This window comes from Micromonospora sp. NPDC049662 (assembly GCF_040675055.1).
Lineage (GTDB): Bacteria > Actinomycetota > Actinomycetes > Mycobacteriales > Micromonosporaceae > Micromonospora.
The window spans coordinates 4,093-27,967 of the sequence record NZ_JBFAOC010000027.1 but is presented as its reverse complement, the minus strand read 5'-3'; the positions used below and the strand labels follow the sequence as shown (position 1 = coordinate 27,967).

Genomic DNA, 23,875 nt, shown 5'->3' with positions numbered 1-23,875 from the left:
TAGCACAGCGGGCGGGAGCGCATGTGCCGCACCGTAGTGCAGCGACTACGGGCGGGCAACGCCTACCTTTCCCGCTTTGGGATGTTTCCATATCTTTTGAGAGTTGGTTGAGGGGCCGAATCCTTCAGCGGCAATCGATGCCCGATGCCTCATCTCCACTCCGGCGGTAGTTGGGCGCTCGGCCTAGCTGAATTTGAATTCATGACTAATTTGCGACACTGCCGATATACGTGTCGGTAACGTTGCTCTGGGCGACTGGGCCAGGTCAACGGCGCATATGTATCGAATGGCGGATGGTTGTCACCGGAAGCCTTATGTGAAAAAGCCAACTGCCGCTTATTGACGGTCCCGAGAAATTGGGTGTGTAAACAACGCCCGGTACCTTCCTGACGTGCCCGATGCCCCTCGACAGTTGATCGCCGATCGTTACCGGCTGGTCCGTCCCCTCGGCCAGGGCGGGATGGGCCGCGTGTGGCAGGCCCGCGACGAGATGCTTCAGCGCGACGTCGCCATCAAGGAACTGGTGGCACCGCCCGGCCTGCGTGACGACGAACGCCGGGAGCTGCGCGAACGGTCCATGCGCGAGGCGCGGGCCGTCGCCCGCCTGGGCCACCCCAACGTGGTACGCGTCTTCGATGTGCTGCACTCAGGCGGCGACCCCCTGATCGTGATGGAACTCGTCCCGTCCCGGTCGCTGCACCAGGTGCTCGAAGCCGACGGGCCGCTGCCGGTGGACCGCGCCGCGCGGATCGGGCTGGGCCTCCTGGGCGCGCTGCGGGCCGCACATCGGGCCGGCGTGCTGCACCGCGACGTCAAGCCGGCCAACGTGCTGCTCAGCGACGACGGCAGGGTGGTGCTGACCGACTTCGGTCTGGCCACCCTTCCGGGCGACCCACGGATGACCCAGACCGGGATGGTGCTCGGCTCGCCGGCGTTCCTCGCGCCCGAGCGGGCCACCGACGGCGACGTGGGGCCGGCCGCCGACCTGTGGTCACTCGGCGCCACCCTCTACGCGGCCGTCGAGGGGCGCACCCCGTACCACCGCTCGTCGCCGCTCGCCACGCTGGCGGCCCTGGCCACCGAGCCGCCACCGCCGGCCCAGCGAGCCGGTCGGCTGACCCCGCTCCTGGAAGGACTGTTGCGGCGGGATCCGGACCAACGGATCGGCGCGGACGAAGCCGAGCGACTGCTGCGTCAGGCCACCGCCCCCGACACGCTCTCCACCCCCGCAATGCCCGCCGTGGCCGTGCCTGCCGTGGCGGTGCCCGCGGTAGCCGTGCCTGCCGTCCCGGCGCCGGATGCCGGCGCCCCCACCGTGCCGGTGACCAGCGCCGATGACATGGCCGGCAACGACGCCACCGACCCGGTGTCCCGTCCGGCGATCGTGCCCGAGTTCGTCACCGCCGACGGCCCGGCCGCGTCGTCGACGGTCCACGACGAGCCGTCGCCAGGACCAGCGCGCCGTCGTCGGGCTCGGTTGATCGGGTCGCTGGCCGCCGCGCTGCTGCTCGTCCTGGTGGTGACGACGTCGCTGCGGTACGGCGGAATGCTGGGCGGTGCGGGCGTCCTCGGATCGTCGGACCCGAGCGCCAACCCGAACATCGCGGAGATGCCGGTGTCCCGGGTGCTGCCGCCCGCGCCCGCCGGATGGCGCTACTACCGCGACGACCCCCGCTTCCTCGTGCCGGTTCCAGACGGTTGGCAGGCGCGCCGCGACGGCGAGCGCGTCGTCTTCCGCGAGCAGGACGGCAGCCGGGTGCTCGTCATCAACGAGCTTCGGGCCGTCCCGGCGGACCTGGTCGCCGCCCTGCGGCAGCGCGAGGACGCGGAACGCGGGCGGTACACCCAGTACCGGCCGGTCCGGCTCGCTGCGCTGCGCTACCAGGCGCGGGCCGCCGAATGGGAGTGGACGTACACCGACCGGGACGACACGCCGACCCGCATGGCGAGCCGGCTGTTCGTCGGCCACAACGGGCACGCGTACTCCATCGACTGGACCACCTCCGCCGCCGAATGGTCCGCCAGCACGCCCGTGTTCGCGCTGATCACGGATGGTTTCCAGGGCCTGCCGGCGGCGACGGCTCCGCCCCGGTCCCCCGGCCCGCCACCGTCGATGAGCGTCGGGCCGCCGGCGTCCACCGGGACCGGCAGCGGCACGACCACCGCACCGCGGAACCAGGCGCAGCAGCCGTCCGCTCCGCCGTCCCCGACGAAGTCCAGCGCGCCCGCCGGCAAGCAGATCTCCAGCTTCGCCAGTGACCGCTGCATCGACATCCAGGACGGCAACCCCTACGCGGGCGCGCGACCGCAGATCTGGGACTGCCGGCGCACCGCCAAGCAGCTGTGGACCTTCCCGTCGGACGGCACGGTCCGGTCCATGGGTATGTGCCTGGACGTCGCGGGCCACTCCACCCAGGACGGGGCCGCCGTCATCCTGGCCGAATGCTCCGGAGCGTCATCGCAGAAGTTCACCCTCAACAAGGCGTACGACCTGGTGAACACCAAGGCGGACAGATGCGTCGACGTGGTCGAATCGAACCCGGACAACGGCGCCCAGTTGCAGATCTGGCAGTGCACCGGCAACGCCAACCAGAAGTGGCGGGCCACCTAGCCTCTGGATCCTGAGCACGGCGGTGAATTGCCGCGAAACCCATCGCCCCGGGCGGGTCGCGGGGAGAATGGTGGACCGGACAGGGGCGCTGCGACGAACCGGGAGAGCGGTCGTGCTCGGAACCAGCCTCCTCGGTCGGCTTCGCCGCCGTGACCCGGGTGACGCCGTCCTGCGGCGCGCGGCCCGGCTGACCCTGGTCGCGTCGGTCCTCTTCTACGCCTGCCGCTACGGCGTGGGCAGCCCGCTGCTCGCCACGTACGCGCTGTTCGGCACGATCGCCGCCGGGGCGTTCGCGCAACTGCCCGGCCCGGCGTCACAACGGGCGCGGATCCTCGTCACGTCGCTGCCGGCGGTCTGGGCGTTGATCGCCGCCGGCACGCTCCTGGCATGGAACACCTGGGCGGCGGCCGGCGGGATGCTGGTCATCGGGTTCGTCGTGGCGTTCGCCGGGGTCGGTAACCCGCGACTGGTGGGTCTGGCCAGCGCGTTCCAACTCTTCTACATCCTGGCGTCGTTCCCGCCGTACCAGCCGGACAGCCTGCCGCAGCGCCTCGGCGGGGTCACCCTCGCGATCGTGCTGCTCGCCGCGGCCGAGGTGGTGCTCTGGCCCGACCCGGTGTCCGTCTCCTACCGGCAACTGCTCGCCCGAGCGGCGGACAGCGTCGCGGCCTTCCTCGACGCCACGGCCGACGCGATGGCCGCCCCCGGCCCCGGTGCTCGGGACGGGCGTCGCGAACGGGCGTACGACCTCGTGGCACTGCTCGGGCTGGGCCGCAACTCCCCGGAGTCGGCGCCCACGGCCGCCGGAGCGCAGGACCGGGCGCTGCGGACCTCCGCAGCGGCGCTGCGGGAGGTGCTGGCCACGGCGGACCGGCTCGCCACGGACGCCCCCTCGACGCCGATCCCGGACCTGGCGGCGGCGCGGCTGCTGCGCCCGTGCGCCGACGCGATCCGGGCCGCCAGCCGTAGCCTGCTTTCCGACGCGCCCCAGGCGGATCTGCGCGACCTGGACGCCGCGATCGGCGCGGCTGAGCCGTCGGTGGGATCGGGCCCGCCGGACGTACCCCGGATGTGCCGGGACGCGACGGCGCTGGCCCTCGCCGACCAGGTACGGATCTTCGCCCTCGGCACCCGGATCGCCGCCGGGGCGCGCGTCGACGTCGACGCCTACCCCCGGCTCTTCGAGTACGCGCGACACGGCGCGTGGACGCTGTACTGGCGACAGTTCGGCGCCCACCTCGCGCCCCGCTCCGCGCACCTGCACAGCGCGCTGCGACTGGCGGTGGCGCTGGCGGTCGCCCGGGTGGCGGCCGGGGTGCTGCACCTCAACCACGGCTTCTGGGTGCTCCTGGCGACTCTCACCGTCCTGCGCACCTCGGCCGCCGACACCCGCACCGCGCTGCGACCCGCCGTGCTCGGCACCATCGCGGGCGTGGTCGCGAGCGGCCTGCTGGTGCTCGTCGTGCAGGAACCGGTCGTGTACGCCGTCGTACTGCCGGTCTCGTTGCTGCTGGCGTTCGGAGTCGGTCGCCTGCTCGGCCCGGTGTGGCAGCAGGCGCTGTTCACCCTGCTGCTGACCGTCGTGTTCACCCAGCTCAGCCCCGAGGGGTGGCGACTCGCCGAGGCACGGCTGGTCGACGTCGGGCTCGGCGCGGTGATCGGCGTGCTCGCCGGTGTGGCCATGTGGCCGCGCGGCGCCGGCCACGACCTACGGCACAACGCCGCCCGCTACCTGGCGGCCAGTGGGACGGCGGTCGAGCGGACGGTCGAGGCGGTGCTCGGCGACGGGCGGCCACCCGAGCACGACTTCGACCAGGTCGGCCGGCGGGTGATCCTGGTCGACTCGTCCTACTGCCAGTACCACTCCGAGCGCCACGACCCACGGCGCGTTCAGCTGAACTGGGACGCCGCCCTGAGCGCCGGACACCACCTGGTGCCCGGCGCCGAGTCGTTGCTGCGCCGGAACCCGCCCGGCTGCCTGGCCGGCTGGCCGGCGGCAGCAGCACTGCTGCGGGACACAGCCGGGCACCTGCGGTCGGCGTACGACGACCTGGCCGGCGAGGTGACGAACGGTCGGGCGGCCGGGCCGATGCCCGTACCGATCGACTGCGTCGACGAGGTGGACCGGCTCCGCCCGCTTCTCGGCGACGTCGACTCGGCCGCGGTGCGGCACCTGGTGGAGGTCGACAGGTGGCTCGCCGGGCTCGCCGACAGCCTCAGCCGGATCCACCCGGACGCCGACGCGCCCCGGCGACCCTGAGCCGGCCCGGTTAGGGGATGACGGGCAGGCCGCCGTGGTACAGGTGCTCGAACTGGCGGTGGACCCAGAGGATGCGGCCGTCCGGGCGGACGACCTTGCGGAGATCGGCGATGGTGACGTCCTGGGCGCGCAGCGCGGCGTGCAGCGTCCGGAGGGTGGCGCCCTCGGCGATGACCGGCACCGGCGGTGCGCCCGGGGCCCGCTCGGCCAGGCCGGCGCTGTGGTCGTCGGCGGTGAGGTGGTCGGCGGCCTCCGCCGCGGCGTTCAGTGTCTCGTTCGCCAGCGAGACCTGCTCTTCCACCGCCTTCCACTGCTCGTCGCTGAACTCGAGTTTGAGCTCGGCCACCCCCACGCCGAGCAGGGGCTTCAGGAGCATGGAGGTTGCCTTCAGGAGCGGGACGGCCCGGACCCACCACTCCCGGGAGACATCTATCGAGTAGACGCCGGCGTCGCGTCGAGAGGGCTCCAGGACGTGCACGGGCTGGAGCGAGTGCTCGCAGTACAAGGTCAGCCGCATCCGGATGGAGGTCCACTGCGGATTGCGCAGGGACGCCCCGACGGGGGTGAGGGTGAAGAGGCGCGGCCCGTCCGCGGCCTCGTCGTTGAGCTGCCACATCAGGGCCGTCAGCCGTGCGTGCACGCCCGCGAGGTTGGCCTTGACGGTGTCGCTGAGCTCGGTGACCCGCCGACTCAGGCCGCGGACCTGCCTGTCCACCAGGGCCATGCCGTCCTGCAGCACCGCGAGCGCGTCGTGCCCGGCGTGCGAGCCGCCCAACAGCGCGTCGATGGCGGGGAAGGCATCGCAGCTGGAGACGGGACACTGCGCCACGCTCTGACCGTGCGCGTCGCGCAGCTTGACGAGCTTGTCGACGTCGAACAGGCCCGCGCCCGGGGTGGGCAGGCCGCAGCCGTGCCGGCAGGCGACGAGGGCGACTGTGGTCAGGCCGGGCCAGAACCGTTCGATGCAGTAGCGGATTTCGTCGGTGACCTGTCGCAGGTAGGTGACGGCATCCGGGCCACGGACCTGGACCTGGACACCGACTCCGGTACGCACCGTGAGGAGCGCGCGGGCGCCGTACCGGCTCTGCAGGATCACACCCTGCTGCCAGTGCACGCCCTGCAACGAGTCGGGCTCCGTGTAGCGCTGATGGTGCAGACGCACGATGAGCCGGTACATCAGCGACTCGGGAATGACCACGGGACCCGCCGGGCCCTCCGAGATCCGGCACACCTCCAGGTACTCGCGGTCGCCGGAACGAAAGTCGACCCAGGCGCTGCGCAGGTCCGGCTGCGCGGCGGGGACGAGTTGCGCGATGAGGCTCACCGGCTCGGGCGAGGCGTCGAGCGAGACCTGGTACGTCAGCTCGAAGCGCCCCATGAGCGCCAGGAACAGTCGCTGTTGTTCCCTCGTGTAGAGCGTGCCGTCGGGCGCCTGCCCGGCACCCCACAGGCTGCCGAGCATACGGTGTGAAACGAGACCGAGGGCGTCGACGGCGTCTCGACTGTCGAGGACGGCGGCGATCGCGACGTTGAGCCAGTCCGGTTGGAGGATCACGAACGCGGCCAACGCGTCGTCGTCCGCGTAGTAGATCCACTTTCCCAGGTGGTGGGCGTTGCTGGCCAGCGCCCGCGCCTGGGCAACGGTCAGTCCCTGCGCCTCGGCCATCGCCTCGAAGTCGCGGTAGTCGATCACCTGCTGACCGTCGGCGGTGACGGCCTCGATCGTCCGCTGCCAGCTCGCCGGATAGTTGCGGTGCACGTGCGGGAGCGTGCCGGCGGCCACGGAGATCGCCTCCCGCAGCGCCTCCAGCCGGTCGTCCGGGACGGCGCTGTCGACCTCGTAGAAGCCGATGATCAGGTCACCGAAGCGCTGCTTGAGATGCCGTTCGTCGATGGCGTCCGCCCGCGAGGTCGGCCCGCCGTGCGACGCGACCACGAGCACCCGGGCGTCCGGGGCCCGGTGGGCGATCATGGCGATCCAGGATTCCACCATGCCGGCCGCGACACCCGGACGCGGTTTCCAGACGACGACGTAGACGGCCGGCGCGCTGAAGAACAACTGGTGCGCCGGCTGGTAGGCTTGCTGACCGCCGAAATCCCACCCGTTCAGGGTGATCTCCCGACCGGCGTGGGTCACCACCAGCGACTTGATGTCCATGCCCTGCGTCTGGTGACGATCCCGCCACGGCTCGCCGCGCAACGCTCCGAGCAGCGAGCTCTTCCCCGCCTCGCCGGCGCCCACGAACAGGAGCTTCGCCTCCGAAATCGGTATCCCGTCGGCGGCGACGTTCCGGAGAAACGCCAGCAGCGCTTCAGTGCCCTCCGCCTCAGCGGCCAGCACCTCGGGCGGAAGTGGGTTGTCGTCGACGACGAGCGTCCGGAGCTCTGCGAGCCGACCGATGGCGTGGGGCAGGGTGGTGAGCTGATTGCTTTCCAGGTAAAGGCCGGTGAGGGAGGTCCAAGCGGCGACGGCGTCGGGTAGCGCGGTGAGCCGGTTGCCGGCTAGGTAAAGCCCGGTGAGGGAGGTCCAGGCGGTAACGGCGTCGGGTAGCGCGGTGAGGCGGTTGCTGTCGAGGTTCAGCTCGGTGAGGGCGGTCCAGGCGGCGACGGCGTCGGGTAGTGCGGTGAGCTGGTTGCCTTCCAGGTGCAGCTCGGTGAGGGAGGTCCAGGACGCGGCGTCGTCGGGCAAGGCGGTGAGCTCATTGTTCTGGAGGTAAAGGCTGGTGAGGGCGGTCCAGGCGGCGACAGCGTCGGGCAAGGCGGTGAGTTTGTTGCCGGTCAGGTGCAGCTCGGTGAGGGAGGTCCAGGCGGCGACGGCGTCGGGTAGTGCGGTGAGCTGGTTGCCTTCCAGGTACAGGACATTGAGGCAGCTCCAGGCGGCGACCGCGTCGGGTAGTGCGGTGAGCTGGTTGTGATCCATGTCGAGCCGGGTGAGGGCGGTCCAGGCGGCGACGGCGTCGGGTAGTGCGCTGATCTGATTGTTATCCAGGTTGGACTTTGTCATGGCGGTCCAAGCGGCGACGGCGTCGGGTAGTGCGGTGAGCTGGTTGTGATTCAGGTGCAGGACATCGAGGAAGGGCCAGGCGGCGACGGCTTCGGGTAGTGCGGTGAGCTGGTTGCTGTCCAGGTGCAGGTCGGTGAGGGCGGTCCAGGCGGCGACCGCGTCGGGTAGTGCGGTGAGCTGGTTGTTCTCCAGGTACAGCCCGCTGAGGGAGGTCCAGGCGGCGACGGCGTCGGGTAGCGCGGTGAGTTTGTTGCTGGCCAGGTTCAGCTCGCTGAGGGAGGTCCAGGCGGCGACGGCGTCGGGTAGTGCGGTGAGCTGGTTGCCTTCCAGGTACAGGACATTGAGGCAGCTCCAGGCGGCGACCGCGTCGGGTAGTGCGGTGAGCTGGTTGTGATCCATGTCGAGCCGGGTGAGGGCGGTCCAGGCGGCGACGGCGTCGGGTAGTGCGCTGATCTGATTGTTATCCAGGTTGAGCTTTGTCATGGCGGTCCAGGCGGCGACGGCGTCGGGTAGCGCGGTGATTCTGTTGTCGATCAGGTTCAGCTCGCTGAGGGAGGTCCAGGCGGCGACGGCGTTCGGCAGCGCGGTGAGCTGGTTGTTGTCCAGGATGAGCCGTTCCAGGGTGGTCCAGGCGGCGACGGCGTCGGGTAGCGACGAAAACCGGTTGCTACTCAGGTCCAACAGGGTGAGGGACGTCCAGGCGGCGACGGCGTCCGGCAGCGTGTCCAGCTCGTTGCTGGCGAGATCGAGGCTGACGACCTCGGCGAAAGCCCAGGTGTCGCGCAGCAGTTCGGTGAGGTCTTCTGAGGTGAGATCGAGACCGCTCAGGTCGACATGCCCAGTGGTGGCGGTATCAATGCGCTTCCGGGCCTCGACAAGCCTGCCGTCGTCCATGCCCGAGCAGCGTAGTCTCCCGTGCACAGTCGGTACGGCCGGCGCGGTCCGCCCTACTGCGTCCGGGTCGCGAGCAGGGATGCCCGCTGGCAGGCCGCCGATTGCCGATTGGCCGTGGCTGACCGTCGATGACCAGGCCTAACGTCGGTGGTATGGAGATCGCGCAGGCGCAGCAGTTGTGGAAGCCGGAGCCCGGCTGGTTGAACACCGCCTCCTACGGGTTGCCGCCCGAGCCGGGCTGGACGGCGTTGCAGGACTCCCTGGCCCAGTGGCGTGTCGGCAGCACCTCCTGGGAGGGCTGGGGCGACTCGGTGCAGCGGGCCCGGACGACGTTCGCCGGTCTGATCGGGGTGCCTGACGTCGACGTGGCCGTCGGCGCGACGGTCTCCCAGATGCTCGCGCCGGTGGCGGCGGCCCTGCCGGCCGGCGCCACCGTGGTCGTTCCGGACATCGAGTTCACCTCGAACCTGTTCCCCTGGCTGGTGCAGGAGGAGCGCGGCGTCACGGTCCGCACCGTGCCGGTGGACGGGCTCGTCGACGCGATCGACGCCGACACGGACGTGGTCGCGTTCAGCCTGGTGCAGTCGTCCGACGGCGCGGTCGCCGCGTACGACGAGATCGTGGCCGCCGCCCGCGCGCACGGCGCGCTGGTGGTGGTGGACGCGACCCAGGCGTGCGGGTGGCTGCCGTTCGACGGCAGCCGGGCCGACGTGGTGGCCGTGGGCGGTTACAAGTGGCTGATGAACCCGCGCGGCACCGCGTACGCCTATCTGGCCCCCGCCCTGCGCGAGCGGCTGCGCCCGGACGCGGCCGGCTGGTTCGCCGGCCAGGACCCGCACGCCTCCTATTACGGCCTGCCGTTGCGGCTGGCGGACGATGCCCGCCGGTTCGACATCTCGCCGGCCTGGTTCAGCTGGGTGGGCGCGGCCCCCGCCATGGAGCTGGTCGCCGAGATCGGCGTGCCGGCGATCCAGGCGCACAACGTGGCGCTGGCCAACCGGTTCCTGACCGGCCTGGGCCGGCCGGCGGGGGACAGCGCCATCGTCGCCGTTGACGTGCCCGACGCGGAACAGCGCCTCGCGGCAGCTGGCATCCGGGCGGCGGTCCGGGCCGGCCGGGTCCGCGCCTCGTTCCACCTCTACTCGACCGAGGCGGACGTGGACGCGGCGCTGACGGCGCTCGTCGGCTGAGGCCGGAAGGCCGGCCGCGCCCCGCAATGGGGCACGGCCGGCCTGCGCTCAGGAGCAGAGGACTGACATTCGGGCTCAGGCCAGGTGACCGCCGATCTTCGTGTACCCGCGCAGCAGGTCCCGGGAGATGATGAGCCGCTGCATCTCGTCGGTGCCCTCGAAGATGCGGTAGAGCCGGACCTGCCGGTACCAGCGTTCGATGGGCAGCTCCCGGGTGTAGCCCATACCGCCGTGGATCTGGAGCACCCGGTCGACGACCCGGTTGACCATCTGCGCGCCGTACAACTTGCCCATCGACGACGCGTGCCGGGGGTCGAGGCCCTGGTCGACGGTCCACGCCGAGCGCAGGATCAGCCAGCGGGCCGCCTCCAGTTCGGTCTCCGAGTCGGCGATCATCCACTGGATGGCCTGGTTGGTGCCGATCTTCGCGCCGAAGGTCTCCCGGGTGTTGGCGTACTCGATGGCCATCTGCAGGACCCGCTCGGCGATGCCGACGGCGTGCGACGGGATGGTGTAGCGGCCCTTGCCGATCCACTCCATGCCGAGGGTGAAGCCCTGCCCGATCTCGCCGAGGATGTTGCGGTGTGGCACCCGTACGCCGTCGAAGATGAGGGACGCCGGGCCGCCCTCGCCCATGGTCTGGATGAACTCCGAGCGCCAGCCCATGGCCCGGTCCACCAGGAAGGCGGTCGCGCCGCCGTTGCGGGCGCCCTTCTCCCGGTCGGTCACCGCGACGACGATGGCGAAGTCGGCGTCGTGACCGCCGGTGATGAAGGTCTTCTCGCCGTCGAGGATCCAGTCGTCGCCGTCGCGGCGGGCGGAGAGCCGGATGTTGGCGGCGTCCGAGCCGGCGCCCGGTTCGGTGATCGCGAAGCAGGACCGGCGCTCACCCTCGATCGTCGGGATGAGGAACTCCTGCTTCTGCTCCTCGGTGGCGTGGAACAGGATGTTGTCGGCCTCGCCGCCGAAGCGGAACGGCACGAACGTGTGGCCCAGCTCTGTCCAGATCAGCGACTGGAGGACGGCCGGCAGGTTCATCCCGCCGTACTCCTCGGGGGTCGCGAGACCCCAGAAGCCGAACTTGCGGGCCTTGAGTTGCAGCTCGCGGACCTCGGAATGGTCCAGACTCGGCTGGTGGGCCCGCTCCCGGCGAAGCACCTCCGCCTCCAGCGGCATCACCTCGCGTTGGATGAACGACCGGGCGGTGTCCCGCACCGCCCGCTCCTCGTCGGTGAGCGAAAAGTCCACGATGGTCCTCCTGGCGTCGGCGCGGCCGGTCACCACTAAACTAGCGGTGTAAGTTTTGCTGAGTCCAGTCCCGCGAGGAGCGTTGTGCCCCGACCCCGCCAGCCCCGGCTCACCCGGCAGCTGATCGTCGAGACAGCCACCGCGCTGATCGACGCCGAGGGCCTGCCCGCCTTCTCCACCCGCCGGCTCGCCGCCGCGTTGAGCGTCCAGGGGCCCTCGCTCTACAACCACTTCGCCACCAAGGACGAGATCCTCGACGCGGTCGCCGACGGGGTCACCGGCGCCGTCGACACCAGCGGATTCGCCAGCCGTGACTGGGCCGCCGCGCTGCGCGATTGGGCGTGGTCGTACCGGCGGGCGCTCACCGCGCACCCGAACATCGTGCCGTACCTGGCGCAGGGGCCGGGTCGACGTCCGGCCGCGCTCGCCATGGCGGACGCGGTCTACGGCGGTCTCGTCCGCGCCGGCTGGCCGCCGGCCCGCGCCACCCACATCGGCGCGGCGCTGCGCTACTTCGTGGCCGGGTCGGCGCTCGGCTCGTTCGCTCGCGGCTTCGTCGAGGATCCCGAGCTGTACGCCGCGCACTACCCGCACCTGGGCCAGGCGCACCGGCTCGCCGAGCACCAGCAGAGCGTCGACGAGGGCGCCTTCGCCCTCGGCCTGGACGCGCTGCTGCACGGGCTGGCCGCCGAGTACGACCGCGCCGTCGGCCCCCTCGGCGCGGTGGAGTCCGGGCAGTCCAGCGGGTAGCGTCCAAACTCCCAGCGCTAGTTTCATCGTCCGTCCGCCGCTGAGCCGCCCGTCGCCCACCCCCCGAAGGGACGCCATGGACCTCGCCGCACCGCCGTCGCCGCTCCCCGACACCCTGCGCCTCCGGCGTCACCTGCACATCGGCGGCGAGTGGACGCCGCCCGCCGGCGCCGACGTGCTCGACGTGGAGAATCCGAGCACCGGGGACACCGTCGGCCAGGTCCCCGCCGGCACGGCGGCCGATGTGGACGCCGCCGTCACCGCAGCCCGCGCCGCCTTCGCGGGCTGGGCGGCCACCGCGCCCGCGGAACGCTCCGCGCACCTCGACCGGCTGCACACCGCGCTCGCCGCCCGTGCCGACGACCTCGCCCGCACCATCGCCGTGGAGCAGGGCTCGCCGCTCAAGCTCGCCACCCGCGTGCAGGTCGGGCTCCCGCTGACGGTGCTGCGCGACCACGTCGCGCTCGCCGCCCGTCCGCCGGTCGAGGAGAGCATCGGCAACTCTCTCGTCGTCCGCGAGCCGATCGGCGTGGTCGGCGCGATCACCCCGTGGAACTACCCCCTGCACCAGGTGATGGCCAAGGTGGCGTCCGCGCTCGCCGCCGGCTGCACGGTCGTGCTCAAGCCGAGCGAGCTGACCCCGCTGACCGCGTACCTGCTCTTCGACGCGGTCACCGAGGCCGGCCTGCCGCCGGGCGTGCTCAACCTGGTCCCCGGCACCGGCGCGGTGGCGGGCGAGGCGCTCGCCGGGCACCCGGACGTCGACCTGGTGTCGTTCACCGGCAGCACCGCCACCGGCAGCCGGATCATGCGACTCGCCGCCGACCGGATCACCCGGGTCGCGCTGGAGCTGGGCGGCAAGTCCGCCAACGTGATCCTCGGCGACGCCGACCTGGCCACCGCGGTCAAGGTGGGCGTGGGCAACGCCCTGCTCAACTCCGGGCAGACCTGCACGGCGTGGACCAGGATGCTGGTGCACCGTGACCGGTACGACGAGGCGCTCGACCTGGTCGCGGCGGCGGTCTCCGGTTACCGCCTCGGCGACCCGTTCGACCCGGCCACCCGGCTGGGCCCGCTCGTCTCCGCTGCGCAGGCGCAGCGGGTACGCGGTCACGTCGACCGGGCGCTCGCCGACGGCGCGCGGCTGGTCGTCGGCGGCCCGGACGCCCCGGTCCCGGCGCGCGGGCACTTCGTCGCCCCGACCGTCTTCGCCGACGTGCGTCCGGACAGCGCGCTCGCCCAGGAGGAGGTCTTCGGCCCGGTCCTCGCGGTCATCCCGTTCGACGACACCGACGAGGCCGTGGCCATCGCCAACAACTCGCGGTACGGGTTGGCCGGCGCGGTCTGGTCCGCCGACACCGACGCGGCGCTCGCGGTGGCGCGACGCCTGCGGACCGGGGCCGTCGACATCAACGGCGCGCCGTTCAACCCGCTCGCTCCCTTCGGCGGCTACAAGCAGTCCGGCCTCGGCCGGGAGCTGGGCACGCACGGGCTCGCCGAGTTCTGCGAGGTAAAGGCGATCCAGCGATGACCGGCCCCGAGCTGACATCGGCCGCGCCGGGCGGCGCCGCCGAGCCGGCGTCCGCGCCGGTCGTCGTCCGCGCGCTGGTCGCCCGCGAACGCGGGGCCGAGCTGCGGGTCGAGCGGGTACGACTGCCCGCGCCCGGCCCCGGCGAGGTGCGGGTGACGATCCGGGCGGCCGGTGTCTGCCACTCCGACCTGTCCATGGTGAACGGCACGATCGCCGCGAGGTTCCCGCTGGTGCTCGGGCACGAGGCGACCGGGGTGGTGGCCGAGGTCGGGCCGGGCGGCGGGCTGACGGTCGGCACACCGGTGGTGCTCAACTGGGCGCCCGCCTGCCGGGCCTGCTGGTGGTGCCGACGCGGCGAGCCGTGGCTGTGCGCCGACACGACGGCCCCGACCGTGCCGCGGGGCGAGACCGAGGACGGGGTTCCGCTGCACCTGACCCTCGGTCTCGGCGCGCTCGCCGAGGCGGTGGTGGTCCCGGAGAGCGCTGTCGTACCGATCCCCGTCGGCCTGCCGGTCGAGCAGGCCGCGCTGCTCGGCTGCGCGGTGCTCACCGGCCTCGGCGCGGTCCGGAACACCGCCCGGGTGGCGTCCGGCGAGTCGGTCGCCGTCGTCGGGCTCGGCGGGGTCGGGCTCGCCGTGCTCAGCGCGGCACGCCGGGCGGGTGCCACGACGATCCTCGCCGTGGACGTGGCCGAGGCGAAGCGTGACCTGGCCCTGGCCGCCGGAGCCACCGACTTCCTGCTCTCCGACGATCGGCTCTCCAAGGAGGTGCGGGCTCGCACCGAGGGGCGCGGCGTCGACCACGCCTTCGAGTGCGTGGGTCGGTCCGCCACCATCCGGGCGGCCTGGCGGCTCACCCGGCGCGGGGGCTCGGTCACCGTGGTCGGCATGGGCGCGAAGGACGACATGGTCAGCCTCGGCGCGCTCGACATCTTCCACTCCGCCCGTACGCTGCGCTCCTCGGTGTACGGCTCGTCCGACCCGGACCGTGAGGTGCCGGTGCTGGCCGCCGAACTGGCCGACGGTGCACTGGACCTGCGCGTGCTGGTCAGCGGCACGGTCGCGCTGGGCGAGGCGCCCGCCGCGTTCGACCGGCTCGCCCGAGGCGAGGGTGCCCGCTGGGTGGTGACACTGGACTGAGCCGAGCAGGCTCACCCGCTGGCGATCTCCGGCCGGCGGCACCGGCCGGAGATCGGCTTCGCTCAGAAGGGTGGTGCGTCCTCGCCCATCAGCGCCAGTACGACGCCACCCCTTCCGCTCTTGAGGCTCTGGACGACGACCTTGCCGGTGCTGCCGTCGGGCAGCTCCAACGTGAAGGTCTTGCCGATCGCGTTCTTGGGACCATTTCCGGCGCTGTTGGCGGGACGGAAGTCGCCGGCCCACGGCCGGGTCCCACCTTTGCGGGCGGGCTCGGCGAAGAGGGCGGCGGTGCCAGGGGTCCTGGTGCCGTCCGAGGAGAGAAGCACTGAGGCGCTGCGATAGGTAGCCATATGCGCCAAGGCTATCCCGGAGTGCCGCGGTCGCGGCAGATGACGGCGCGGGTAAACGTCGACCGCCGCCGGCCCGGACGCCTTTGTCGCTGGCCGGCGGCCACCGGGGTCACGCGGCGGCGCCGAGCACCCACTGTCTGGTCTCGGCGATGAAATCGGCCGGGAAGCCGAGACGGAACCCGGTGGCCGTCTCCAGCCGCAGGGCCAGTTCCGGCGGCAGCGTGACCGCGGTGCAGCCCAGGTTGTCCCGGAGTTGTTCCACGGTCCGCGCGCCGATGATCGGCAGCACGCCGCTGCGGAGGCGGGTCCAGGCGAGGGCCACCTGCGCCGGGGTGACGCCCAGCTCGCCGGCGACCTCCTGCACGACCTGCGCCACAGTGAGGTCGCGGTCGCCGATCGTGTCCCGGCTCAGCCGCGTCCTCTCCTGCGGCGGGCCGGCGTTGTACTTGCCGGACAGCACGCCGCCGCCGAGCGGGCTCCAGGCCGTCACGGTCATGCCGTACGCCTCGGCCATGGGCAACAGTTCCCGCTCGGCGTCGCGGTTGACGAGGCTGTACGGCACCTGGAGGCCGGCGAACGGGCTCCAGCCGCGCCACTCGGCCAACGTGTTCGCGCGGGAGACCACCCAGGCAGGGGTGTCCGACACCCCGACATAGAGGACCTTGCCGGCGGTGACCGCGTCGTCGAGTGCCCGCATGGTCTCGTCGATGGGCGTGCGCTGGTCCCAGATGTGCACCCAGTAGACGTCGACGTGGTCGGTGCGCAGCCGGCGCAGGCTGGTCTCCAGCGACAGCCTGAGGTTCTTGCGGTGGCTGCCACCACCGTTGGGGTCGGCCGAATCACGGGTCACCGTGTACTTCGTGGCCACGACGAACCTGTCGCGCCGCCCGGCGAGCAGCTCGCCGAGCATCTCCTCGCTGGCGCCGCCGCGGTAGTTGATGGCGGTGTCAACGACGTTGCCGCCGGCCTCGGCGTAGGCGTCGAGGATGCGGCGGCACTCTTCGATCGGCGCACCGACGCCACCCTGTTCACCGAACGTCATCGCGCCGAGCACCAACTCGGACACTCGCAGCCCGGTCCGCCCGAACGTCGTGTACCTCATGCGAACTCCGTCGCAACGAACTCGGCAGCGACGTCGCTCAGGTGCCGGTGGGGTGCCCAGCGGTGCTCGGGCGGGTCGAGGAACTGCGCGGTGCGGTCGGTAACCTCGGTCATGCGCCCGACCATACGCCCTGTCTGGTCACAGTGTCCAGATGCTCTATCAGGTAGGCTGCGGCCTGTGATGGCCCGCCGTGACGACCCGCAGCAGAGCCGCGCCGAGCTGCGCGAACGTGTCTTGAACGCACTTCGTGAACTGCTGCGCGAACGCACTTTCGACACGCTCAGCGTGGCCGACATCATCACCGCCGCAGGCGTCTCGCGGGCCAGCTTCTACTTCTACTTCGCCGGCAAACAGGCGGTGCTGGCCGAGCTGGTACGTCGGGCGGTCGGTGCCGGTCACGAGGCCGCCCAACCGTGGGTGCAGGCGGCCGCCGACCCGCGCGAGACGCTGCGAGCGGGCATCGACGCCGGTGCCGAACTCTGGCTCGCCAATGCCGCCGTGCTGCGCGCGATCGTGGAGACCTGGGCGTCCGACCCGCAGTTGCGCGAGCTGTGGCTGGGCCAGATGGCGACGTTCACCGACGCGACGGTCGCACGGATCGAGGCCGATCGTCGGGCGGACCCCGCTGTCTCGGCCCGGCTCGACGGTGTCGACGTGCACGCGCTCGCCGCAACGCTGACCTGGACCGGCGAGCGGCTCTACTACCTGGCCGCGTGCGGGGTGCCGCCGTTCGACGACCGGGCGGTGCTGGTCGACACGCTCACCCGCCTGTGGGTGTCGGCGCTGTACGACCAGCCCGTACCGACGACCGGGAATCCCTCTCGTCCTGCTGGCGGTCAGGTGGTTTGATCACGACGTCGATGCGGAGGGGGCACGGTGGGACGGAACGCGATCATCTTCCACGGCACCGGCGGTAACCCGGACGTCGTCTGGTACCGCTGGCTGGCCCGGCGGCTGGAGGCCCGGGGTTACGCCGTCGAGGTGCCGCACCTGCCGGGTGTCAACGTCGAGCCGATCGCGACGTTCCTGCCGACGGTGCTGGCCGGGCACCACTTCGACGAGGAGACGGTGCTGGTGGGCCACTCCGGCGGCGCGGCCCTGCTGCTGGCGCTCCTGGAGCACGTCGAGGTGACCGTGGCCCAGGCGATCCTGGTCGCCGGCTACTGCACCAGGCCCAACACGAGCGACGAGCCCGTCCTGCAGGAGCGCTACGACTGGGCCGCGATCCGGTCGCACGTGCGGGACATCTACTTCGTCAACTCGCGCAAGGATCCGTACGGCTGCGACGACCGGCAGGGACGCGCGATGTTCGAGCGGCTCGGCGGCACCCAGATCGTGCGCGACGACGGCCACTTCGGCGACTACGACCAGTCGTACGAGCGGTTCGAGCTGCTCGACCGCCTCATCCCCTGACGCTCGTCACATCCGCGCCCGCAGCACGTCGACCTCGCAGCCGGGCGCCGACGGGTCGAAGCCGTGCTCGGTCAGCCAACGGATCACCACCAGGCTGCGCCACGACCACCACGCCCGGATCACGTCGAGGTCGACGTCGGCGCCGTAGCCGGCCAGGACATCACCGAGGCGCTCCTCGTGGCCGAGCGTCAGCGTGGCGAGGTCGAACAGGGCGTCGCCCCGGGCCGCCTCGGACCAGTCGAGGACGCCGGTGACCTCGTCACCGTCGACGAACACGTGGCCCACCTGCAGGTCGCCGTGCGTGAAGACCGGCGTCCACGGCCGGAGCGCCGCCTCGGCGATGTGCCGGTTGCGGGTGACCAGGTCGGTGGGGAGAGCGCCGTTCGCGACGAGCCAGGCGCACTCGCGGTCGAGCCGCGTGGCCAACTCGTCGAGACTCCGACCGGGCCAGGGCGGCAGCGGCGCGTCGTGCAGCCTCCGTACGGCGGCGCCCGCCGCGACCCACGCCGTGGCCGGCGCGGTCGACGGCTCGCCCAGGCGGCCGAGCGCCCGCCCGCGCAGGGCGGCGAGCGCGAGCACGGGCGGGTTGTGCCAGAGGACCTGCGGGGTCGGCACGGGCGCCAGCGCCATCGCCGCCACCTCGACGTCCGCGTGATCCGGATCAGCGTCGATCTTGAGAAACACGTCCCCGGCACGTACGGTCGCCCGCTCGGAATGGGCGACGACGACCTCGATCTCCGGCACGTCGGCCATTGTCGCGGGATCGGCCGCGACCTTCGACGGGTTTTCGGTGGCGGAGTCGTTGCGGCGGGAAAATACCTAGCAGTACTATGCATCGTACTTCTAGGGTTGGACGGGAGGTCCCGTGAAGGTCGCCAAGGATCTGGTCGCCGCGTCGGCGACGCCGATGGTGCTCGGCATCCTGGCCGAGGGGGACAGCTACGGCTACGCCATCCTCCGGCGGATCAACGAGCTGTCCGGCGGTGAGCTGGACTGGACCGAAGGGCTGCTCTATCCGTTGCTGCACCGGCTCGAACGTCTCGGCTTCGTGGAGTCGAGCTGGCAGGCGGTCGCCGGCGAGCGCAGGCGCAAGTACTACCGGATCACCGACCGGGGCCGGGCCGAGCTGGCCGAGCAGCGCCGGCAGTGGGACACGGTCGTGGGCGCGCTCAAGGCGGTCTGGCACGACCGCGCGCCGCTGACGCCGCGTCCGCTGGAGGGTCTCGCATGACGGTGTACGACGGTCCCCACGAGCACGAAGGCCCGCGCGAGTTGGAGGCGCAGGTGACGCAGTGGCGTCAGTACGTGCTGCGCCGCGGGACGCTGAGCCCGGCCGACGCCGACGAGCTGGAGGACCATCTCCGCGGTTCCGTCGACGCGCTCGTCGCGGCGGGCCTCAGCGCGGACGAGGCGTTCCTGGTCGCCGTGAAACGGATGGGCAGCCTCGACGAGTTGTCCCGGGAGTTCGCCCGGGAACACTCGGAGCGGCTCTGGAAGCAGCTCGTGCTCACCGGCGACTCCGGCGCCTCGGACGCCGGCACGCGTTCCCGACGGGACCTGTGGGTGATGCTCGGCGCGGCGGCCGGCGCGGTGGCGTCGGTGAAGGTGCCGGCGCTGTTCGGGCTGACCTTCGACGGCGACGGCTCGTTCTACACGCGTAACTTCACCCTGTTCGCGCTGCCCTGGCTGGCGGCGTTCCTCGCCTGGCGGCGCCGAGCCCGGCCGGCGGTGGTCGTGGCGCTGGTGGCGCTGTTCGTCCTCGGCGCGCTGGCGGCCAACGTCTACCCGCTGGCGGGCGACTCGCAGTCCATCGTCGTCACCAGCGTCCACCTACCGATCGCGCTGTGGCTCGTGGTCGGTCTGGCCTACGTCGCCGACGACTGGCGCTCGACACGTCGACGCATGGACTTCATCCGCTTCACCGGGGAGTGGTTCATCTACTTCGTGCTGATGGCCCTCGGTGGTGGAGTGCTCGCCGCCTTCCTGTTCAACACCTTCGCGGCCATCGGCATCGTCCCGGAGGCGTTCGTCTCGCAGTGGCTCCTACCCTGCGGCGCGGCGGCCGCGGTCGTCGTGGCCGGGTGGCTGGTCGAGGCCAAGCAGAGCGTCGTCGAGAACATCGCGCCCGTCCTCACCCGGCTGTTCACCCCGCTGTTCACGGCCGCGCTCCTGGCCTTCCTCGTCGCCGTCGTCTGGACCAGCCACGGCATCGACGTCGAGCGCGAGGCGCTGATCCTGTTCGACCTGCTGCTGGTCGTGGTGCTGGGGCTGCTGCTCTACTCGTTGTCTGCCCGCGACCCGCTGGCCCCGCCCGGCGCGTTCGACAAGCTCCAGCTGGCGCTGGTGCTCAGCGCGCTGGCCATCGACCTGCTGGTGCTGTTCGAGATCACCGGGCGGATCACCGACGACTACGGCGGTACGCCCAACCGGGCGGCGGCCCTCGGCGAGAACGTGGTCCTGCTGGTCAACCTCGCGTGGTCGGCCTGGCTCCTGCTGAGCTTCGTCCGTCGGCGTACGCCGTTCGCGGCCCTCGAACGCTGGCAGACCGGCTACCTGCCGGTGTACGCCGCCTGGGCCTGGATCGTGGTCCTCGCCTTCCCTCCGCTGTTCCGGTACGCCTAGCGAGCTGCGGGACAGGAGGCGTCCGGCCAGCGCGGCGGCGAGGCCGGCGATCCCGGCCGCCGCGAAGCCGCCGGCCGGTACGGAGAGGTCGATCGCCACGCCGACGAGAGGGGACCCCAGGGCGAACCCGGCGCTCTGCGCCGACGACTGCAGACCTGTCGCCGGCGACGGAGGGTGATCCGTTGTCGGACGCCGTGGAAGACGCGCTGCGTCGGATGGTCCGAGCCCCGCCCCGGGTCACTTGCCGGTGACGATGCCCGGGTTGATGCACAGGCCCGGGTTCGCGCCGTTCTTCTCGGCGATCTCCAGGCATCGGGTCACCTTGTCGACCTTCGCGTTGGTCTCGGTGATCTGCTTGGAGATCTCGGCGTTCTTACGGTCCTGCTCCAGGTTGCGGGTCTGCGCCAGCTTGTCCTGGAACGCCTTGATGTTGCCCTCGGTCTTGTCGTCGTGGTTGACCCGGGTGATGGTCACCGACAGGATGTCGACGTCCGTGGCCAGGCGGCTCTCCGCGCTGGTCTTGATGTTCGCCGCGAACGGTTTGAGGTCCACGTTGAGGTCGCCGGTGCGCGCGTCGATCTTCTCCAGCGGGTTGTACGCGGCGAACGCGTCGTTGACCGCGCTGTCGAGCTGCACGCCCACCCGCTGTCCCCGGAAGCTCACGAAGTCGCCCTTGTAGTCCATGAACTGCTTGGGGGCGTTCTCCGGTTTGACCTGCCACTCGATGAGCACCTCGACGCAGGCGTCGGCGAGCGTTCCGGTACGGACCCGGACGCAGTCGTCGCCGCCGATGTGGTCGTACTTCTGCCGGCCCGCGTCCCACTCGCCGACCTTCTGCCAGGGGGCCACCCACTTCAGGCCCGAGCCGGTCACCTCGCCGGTCGGCTTGCCGAAGCTGGTCACGATGCCGACCGAGCGGATCGGCACCGAGTGGGCGCTGGAGGCGATGCCGACCACCAGGCTGAGGGTGAGGAAGCCGAGCGCGGCGAGGGCGGCCACCCGCTTCAGCGAGCGGGCGGGGGCGACGAGCGCGGCGACGGCGCTGACGACCAGGGCGACGGCGAGGATGATCGCCATGGTGAAGCCGACGGGCATGGGGTGGGGGCCTTCCGCTGGGCTGTGTGGATCTTCACGCTAGGAGGTCCGGTCAAGTCGGGCCGCGCCGGTCGGCGTCGGCCCGCCGCCGGTAAATTCCGCGCCGGGCGCATCCGCCGCGCCCGGTCGCGGCGAACCCTGGGTAGCGAACACCGACCCGGGGGTACGTCTGTGCTGACCGATCCGATGCCGCCTGTGCTGACCGATCCGATGCCGGCCGACGCCGTGCAGACCGCGCTCAAGCGGGTCTCGCTGGCGGCCGAGGACCTGGACGGTAACCGGGTCGCCACGCTGATGCTGGAGTTGGCGGCCGAGTGGGGCGTGCCGGCGCTCTGGGAGCAGGTCTGCCAGCCGCTGCTGGCGCCGATGTCGGGGCGCGACGTCGGCGAGATCGCCGTGGAACACGCCCTGTCCGAGGGCGTCCGGGTCGGGCTGGACGTGTATCGCCGGGATCCCGGGCGGTCCCTGCCGACCGGCGGGGTGCTGCTGGCCGGCGCCGAGCGGGAGGCGCACTCGCTCGGTCTGCACGCCCTCGCCGCGGCCCTGCGGGAGCGGGGGCGTGGCTGCCTGCACCTGGGACCCGCGCTGCCGTGGTCCGCGCTGAGCGGCGCCGTGCGCCGCGCTCGCCCGTACACCGTCGTGGTGTGGTCGCAGACGCCGGTCACCGGGCGCGCGTACCGGCTGGTGCGTTTCGCCCGTGATTTCCCCGGCCTGCGCGTCTACGGCGCCGGGCCGGGCTGGATCGAACCGCTCGCCGCGCCCGCCGTCCACCTGAGCGCGCTGCCGGCCGCCGTGGCCGCCTGTCTGAACGTGCCGGAGCCGGGGGAGCGGCGTCGCGCCGAGACGTGACGCCGACCACTTCCGATACGAAACAGTTCCGTATCGTTAATGGCTGGTCGTAGTCTGTTCGCCGTTACGAGTCTGGCCCGTATCGTATTGCGGAACGGGTGCAACCGGGGGGAGAACCGGGCATGGAGCTGCACGAGAACACAGGACACCCGAGGAGGTGGGCGATCCTGGGGGTGCTGGTGATCAGCCTCCTCGTCGTCGTCCTCGACAACACGATCCTCAACGTCGCCCTCCGCACCCTGGCCGACCCGGTACACGGTCTCGGCGCCAGCCAGGGCGAGCTGGAGTGGGCGATCAACTCCTACACGCTGGTCTTCGCCGGCCTGCTGTTCACCTTCGGCGTGCTCGGCGACCGCGCCGGCCGCAAGCGCTTCCTGATGATCGGGCTGGCACTGTTCGGCCTGGCGTCGCTGCTCTCGGCGTACGCCGACAGCCCCGCGCAGCTCATCGGCGCCCGCGCCCTGATGGGGGTCGGCGGCGCGGCCATCATGCCGGTGACGCTCTCGATCATCTCCAACGTCTTCGACCCCCGCGAGCGCGGCCGGGCCATCGGCGTCTGGGCCGGCGCGGTCGGCCTGGCCGTGGCGATCGGCCCGATCCTCGGCGGCACGCTGCTGGAGCACTTCTGGTGGGGCTCGGTCTTCCTGATCAACGTCCCGGTGGTCGTCGCCGGCGTGATCCTGGTGGCGCTGCTCGTCCCCGAGTCGCGTGACCCGCGCCCCGGCCGCGTCGACCTGCTCGGCGTCCTGCTCTCCGTGGTCGGCCTGGTGGCCCTCTCCTACGGCATCATCGACGGTGGCGAGCACGGCTTCGACCGTCCGGTGGCCTGGGGTTCGATTCTGGTGGGCATCGCCGTGCTGGCCTGGTTCGTGCGGCACGAGCTCCGCTCCGACCACCCGTCACTGGACGTCCGCCTGTTCAAGGTGCCCCGTTTCGCCGCGCCGGTGGCCATCGTCGGCCTGGTGTTCTTCGCCGCGATGGGCGTGATGTTCTTCAGCTCCTTCTACCTGCAGCTGGTTCGCGACTACAGCCCGCTGCAGACCGGTCTGCTCTTCCTGCCCTTCGCCGGGGCCCAGCTGATCTTCGCGCCGCGCAGCGCCGCGATGGTCCGCCGCTACGGCGGCCGGGCGGTCGCCGCCGTCGGGCTGGGGCTGACCGTGGTGGCGCTGGCCGCGTTCGCCTTCATCGACGCCTCCACCCCGATCTGGATGGTGCTGGTCGTCTTCTTCCTCCAGGGCGTCGGAATGGCCAACATCATGCCGCCGGCCACCGAGTCCATCATGTCGGCGCTGCCGCGCGAGAAGGCCGGCGTCGGCTCCGCGGTGAGCAACACCGTCCGCCAGGTGGCCGGCGCGCTCGGCGTGGCGGTCCTCGGCTCGGTGCTCAGCGCGGTCTACCGCAGCGACGTGGGCGACGCGCTGACCGGCCTGCCCGCCCAGGCGCAGGACGCAGCCAACGAGTCGATCTCCGGGGCGTACGCAGCCGCCGGACAGCTCGGCCCGGCAGCGCCCACGCTGATCTCGGCGGCCAACGATGCCTTCGTCACCGCCATGCACTGGGCGGCGGCGCTGTCCGCGATCGTCGCGGCTCTCGGCATGCTGGTGGTGCTGCGGTGGATGCCGGGCCGCGACGCGCTGGCTCCGGCGTCGGCGGCCCCCGCCGCCGAGCCCGAGTTGGCCGGGACGGCCTAGGTTCGGGGACGATGTCCGACATGACCTCCACCGCAGATGCTCCGCGGGGGGCCGGGGCACCGCCGAGCAAACGCGCCGCGGCGGCGGACAACGTGGCGCCCCGCGACCGGCGCGGCCCGGGGAGGC

The 23,875-nt window shown here is 71.8% G+C and carries 18 protein-coding genes; 12 read left to right on the top strand and 6 right to left on the bottom strand.

All coding sequences use genetic code 11. The annotated features are described in order from the left end of the window. Nucleotides 1–391 precede the first annotated feature (391 nt). Nucleotides 392–2,611 (top strand): serine/threonine protein kinase, encoded by a 2,220-nt coding sequence (locus AB0J36_RS20530; RefSeq protein ID WP_363660998.1) that lies wholly within the window; start codon nt 392–394, stop codon nt 2,609–2,611. Nucleotides 2,612–2,723: 112 nt separating this feature from the next. Next, a complete protein-coding gene (locus AB0J36_RS20525; protein WP_363660997.1) occupies nt 2,724–4,871 on the top strand; it encodes an FUSC family protein in 2,148 nt (715 codons plus the stop codon). Between the two features lie 10 nt (nt 4,872–4,881). Here AB0J36_RS20525 and AB0J36_RS20520 read toward each other — a convergent pair whose 3' ends face one another. Then, entirely contained in the window at nt 4,882–8,769 is a 3,888-nt protein-coding gene (locus tag AB0J36_RS20520) for a COR domain-containing protein (protein WP_363660996.1), read from the bottom strand. 152 nt (nt 8,770–8,921) lie between these two features. Here AB0J36_RS20520 and AB0J36_RS20515 point away from each other — a divergent pair, with 152 nt between their 5' ends. After that, nucleotides 8,922–9,959 (top strand): aminotransferase class V-fold PLP-dependent enzyme, encoded by a 1,038-nt coding sequence (locus AB0J36_RS20515; RefSeq protein ID WP_357119558.1) that lies wholly within the window; start codon nt 8,922–8,924, stop codon nt 9,957–9,959. A gap of 75 nt (nt 9,960–10,034) precedes the next feature. Here AB0J36_RS20515 and AB0J36_RS20510 read toward each other — a convergent pair whose 3' ends face one another. Then, a complete protein-coding gene (locus AB0J36_RS20510; RefSeq protein WP_357119555.1) occupies nt 10,035–11,207 on the bottom strand; it encodes an acyl-CoA dehydrogenase family protein in 1,173 nt (390 codons plus the stop codon). An 84-nt stretch (nt 11,208–11,291) separates the two neighbouring features. Here AB0J36_RS20510 and AB0J36_RS20505 point away from each other — a divergent pair, with 84 nt between their 5' ends. From AB0J36_RS20505 to AB0J36_RS20495, 3 genes are all read left to right on the top strand, one after another. Beyond that, entirely contained in the window at nt 11,292–11,957 is a 666-nt protein-coding gene (locus AB0J36_RS20505; protein ID WP_357119552.1) for a TetR/AcrR family transcriptional regulator C-terminal domain-containing protein, read from the top strand. A 76-nt stretch (nt 11,958–12,033) separates the two neighbouring features. Further along, nucleotides 12,034–13,488, top strand: a complete 1,455-nt coding sequence (locus tag AB0J36_RS20500) for an aldehyde dehydrogenase family protein (RefSeq protein ID WP_357119549.1) — start codon at nt 12,034–12,036, stop codon at nt 13,486–13,488. Then, the gene (locus AB0J36_RS20495) at nt 13,485–14,627 is read left to right on the top strand and encodes a zinc-binding dehydrogenase (protein ID WP_357173517.1); all 1,143 of its coding nucleotides are present in this window, start codon (nt 13,485–13,487) and stop codon (nt 14,625–14,627) included. The genes AB0J36_RS20500 and AB0J36_RS20495 overlap by 4 nt, the downstream gene beginning before the upstream one ends. Nucleotides 14,628–14,689: 62 nt before the next feature. Here AB0J36_RS20495 and AB0J36_RS20490 read toward each other — a convergent pair whose 3' ends face one another. Then, a complete protein-coding gene (locus tag AB0J36_RS20490) occupies nt 14,690–14,977 on the bottom strand; it encodes a hypothetical protein (protein ID WP_355053485.1) in 288 nt (95 codons plus the stop codon). A 109-nt stretch (nt 14,978–15,086) separates the two neighbouring features. Further along, a complete protein-coding gene (locus AB0J36_RS20485; RefSeq protein WP_357119541.1) occupies nt 15,087–16,079 on the bottom strand; it encodes an aldo/keto reductase in 993 nt (330 codons plus the stop codon). Nucleotides 16,080–16,259: 180 nt separating this feature from the next. Here AB0J36_RS20485 and AB0J36_RS20480 point away from each other — a divergent pair, with 180 nt between their 5' ends. Both AB0J36_RS20480 and AB0J36_RS20475 read left to right on the top strand, forming a co-directional pair. Beyond that, entirely contained in the window at nt 16,260–16,928 is a 669-nt protein-coding gene (locus tag AB0J36_RS20480; RefSeq protein ID WP_357120743.1) for a TetR/AcrR family transcriptional regulator, read from the top strand. 27 nt (nt 16,929–16,955) lie between these two features. Then, entirely contained in the window at nt 16,956–17,492 is a 537-nt protein-coding gene (locus tag AB0J36_RS20475) for an alpha/beta hydrolase (RefSeq protein WP_357173520.1), read from the top strand. Between the two features lie 6 nt (nt 17,493–17,498). On the opposite strand, the gene AB0J36_RS20470 is transcribed toward AB0J36_RS20475, so the two are convergent. Then, nucleotides 17,499–18,245 carry an aminoglycoside phosphotransferase family protein gene (locus AB0J36_RS20470; protein WP_357173523.1) on the bottom strand — a complete coding sequence of 249 codons (747 nt, stop codon included), beginning with the start codon at nt 18,243–18,245 and terminating at the stop codon, nt 17,499–17,501. Between the two features lie 112 nt (nt 18,246–18,357). On the opposite strand from AB0J36_RS20470, the gene AB0J36_RS20465 reads away from it, so the two are divergent. Both AB0J36_RS20465 and AB0J36_RS20460 read left to right on the top strand, forming a co-directional pair. Then, on the top strand, nt 18,358–18,723 hold the full coding sequence (locus tag AB0J36_RS20465; RefSeq protein ID WP_357119532.1) for a PadR family transcriptional regulator: 366 nt from the start codon (nt 18,358–18,360) through the stop codon (nt 18,721–18,723). Continuing rightward, a complete protein-coding gene (locus AB0J36_RS20460; protein WP_357119529.1) occupies nt 18,720–20,114 on the top strand; it encodes a permease prefix domain 1-containing protein in 1,395 nt (464 codons plus the stop codon). The genes AB0J36_RS20465 and AB0J36_RS20460 overlap by 4 nt, the downstream gene beginning before the upstream one ends. Nucleotides 20,115–20,351: 237 nt before the next feature. Here AB0J36_RS20460 and AB0J36_RS20455 read toward each other — a convergent pair whose 3' ends face one another. Next, nucleotides 20,352–21,209: an SPFH domain-containing protein gene (locus AB0J36_RS20455; protein ID WP_357119525.1), complete on the bottom strand. Its 858-nt coding sequence runs from the start codon at nt 21,207–21,209 to the stop codon at nt 20,352–20,354. A gap of 186 nt (nt 21,210–21,395) precedes the next feature. Between AB0J36_RS20455 and AB0J36_RS20450 the strand changes: the two genes are divergently transcribed. Together AB0J36_RS20450 and AB0J36_RS20445 are read left to right on the top strand one after the other, a co-directional pair. Next, nucleotides 21,396–22,058: a transcriptional regulator gene (locus AB0J36_RS20450; protein ID WP_357120740.1), complete on the top strand. Its 663-nt coding sequence runs from the start codon at nt 21,396–21,398 to the stop codon at nt 22,056–22,058. A gap of 122 nt (nt 22,059–22,180) precedes the next feature. Continuing rightward, nucleotides 22,181–23,749 carry an MFS transporter gene (locus tag AB0J36_RS20445; RefSeq protein WP_357119522.1) on the top strand — a complete coding sequence of 523 codons (1,569 nt, stop codon included), beginning with the start codon at nt 22,181–22,183 and terminating at the stop codon, nt 23,747–23,749. Nucleotides 23,750–23,875 lie beyond the last annotated feature (126 nt).

What these genes read in the sequence shown, in the direction of transcription:
- AB0J36_RS20495 (WP_357173517.1), top strand. Translation starts at nt 13,485, where the DNA reads ATGACCGGCCCCGAGCTGACATCGGCCGCGCCGGGCGGCGCCGCCGAG.
- AB0J36_RS20520 (WP_363660996.1), bottom strand. Translation starts at nt 8,769, where the DNA reads ATGGACGACGGCAGGCTTGTCGAGGCCCGGAAGCGCATTGATACCGCC.
- AB0J36_RS20445 (WP_357119522.1), top strand. Translation starts at nt 22,181, where the DNA reads ATGGAGCTGCACGAGAACACAGGACACCCGAGGAGGTGGGCGATCCTG.
- AB0J36_RS20500 (WP_357119549.1), top strand. Translation starts at nt 12,034, where the DNA reads ATGGACCTCGCCGCACCGCCGTCGCCGCTCCCCGACACCCTGCGCCTC.
- AB0J36_RS20460 (WP_357119529.1), top strand. Translation starts at nt 18,720, where the DNA reads ATGACGGTGTACGACGGTCCCCACGAGCACGAAGGCCCGCGCGAGTTG.
- AB0J36_RS20485 (WP_357119541.1), bottom strand. Translation starts at nt 16,079, where the DNA reads ATGAGGTACACGACGTTCGGGCGGACCGGGCTGCGAGTGTCCGAGTTG.
- AB0J36_RS20455 (WP_357119525.1), bottom strand. Translation starts at nt 21,209, where the DNA reads ATGCCCGTCGGCTTCACCATGGCGATCATCCTCGCCGTCGCCCTGGTC.
- AB0J36_RS20480 (WP_357120743.1), top strand. Translation starts at nt 16,260, where the DNA reads ATGGCCCGCCGTGACGACCCGCAGCAGAGCCGCGCCGAGCTGCGCGAA.
- AB0J36_RS20515 (WP_357119558.1), top strand. Translation starts at nt 8,922, where the DNA reads ATGGAGATCGCGCAGGCGCAGCAGTTGTGGAAGCCGGAGCCCGGCTGG.
- AB0J36_RS20450 (WP_357120740.1), top strand. Translation starts at nt 21,396, where the DNA reads ATGCCGCCTGTGCTGACCGATCCGATGCCGGCCGACGCCGTGCAGACC.
- AB0J36_RS20470 (WP_357173523.1), bottom strand. Translation starts at nt 18,245, where the DNA reads ATGGCCGACGTGCCGGAGATCGAGGTCGTCGTCGCCCATTCCGAGCGG.
- AB0J36_RS20490 (WP_355053485.1), bottom strand. Translation starts at nt 14,977, where the DNA reads ATGGCTACCTATCGCAGCGCCTCAGTGCTTCTCTCCTCGGACGGCACC.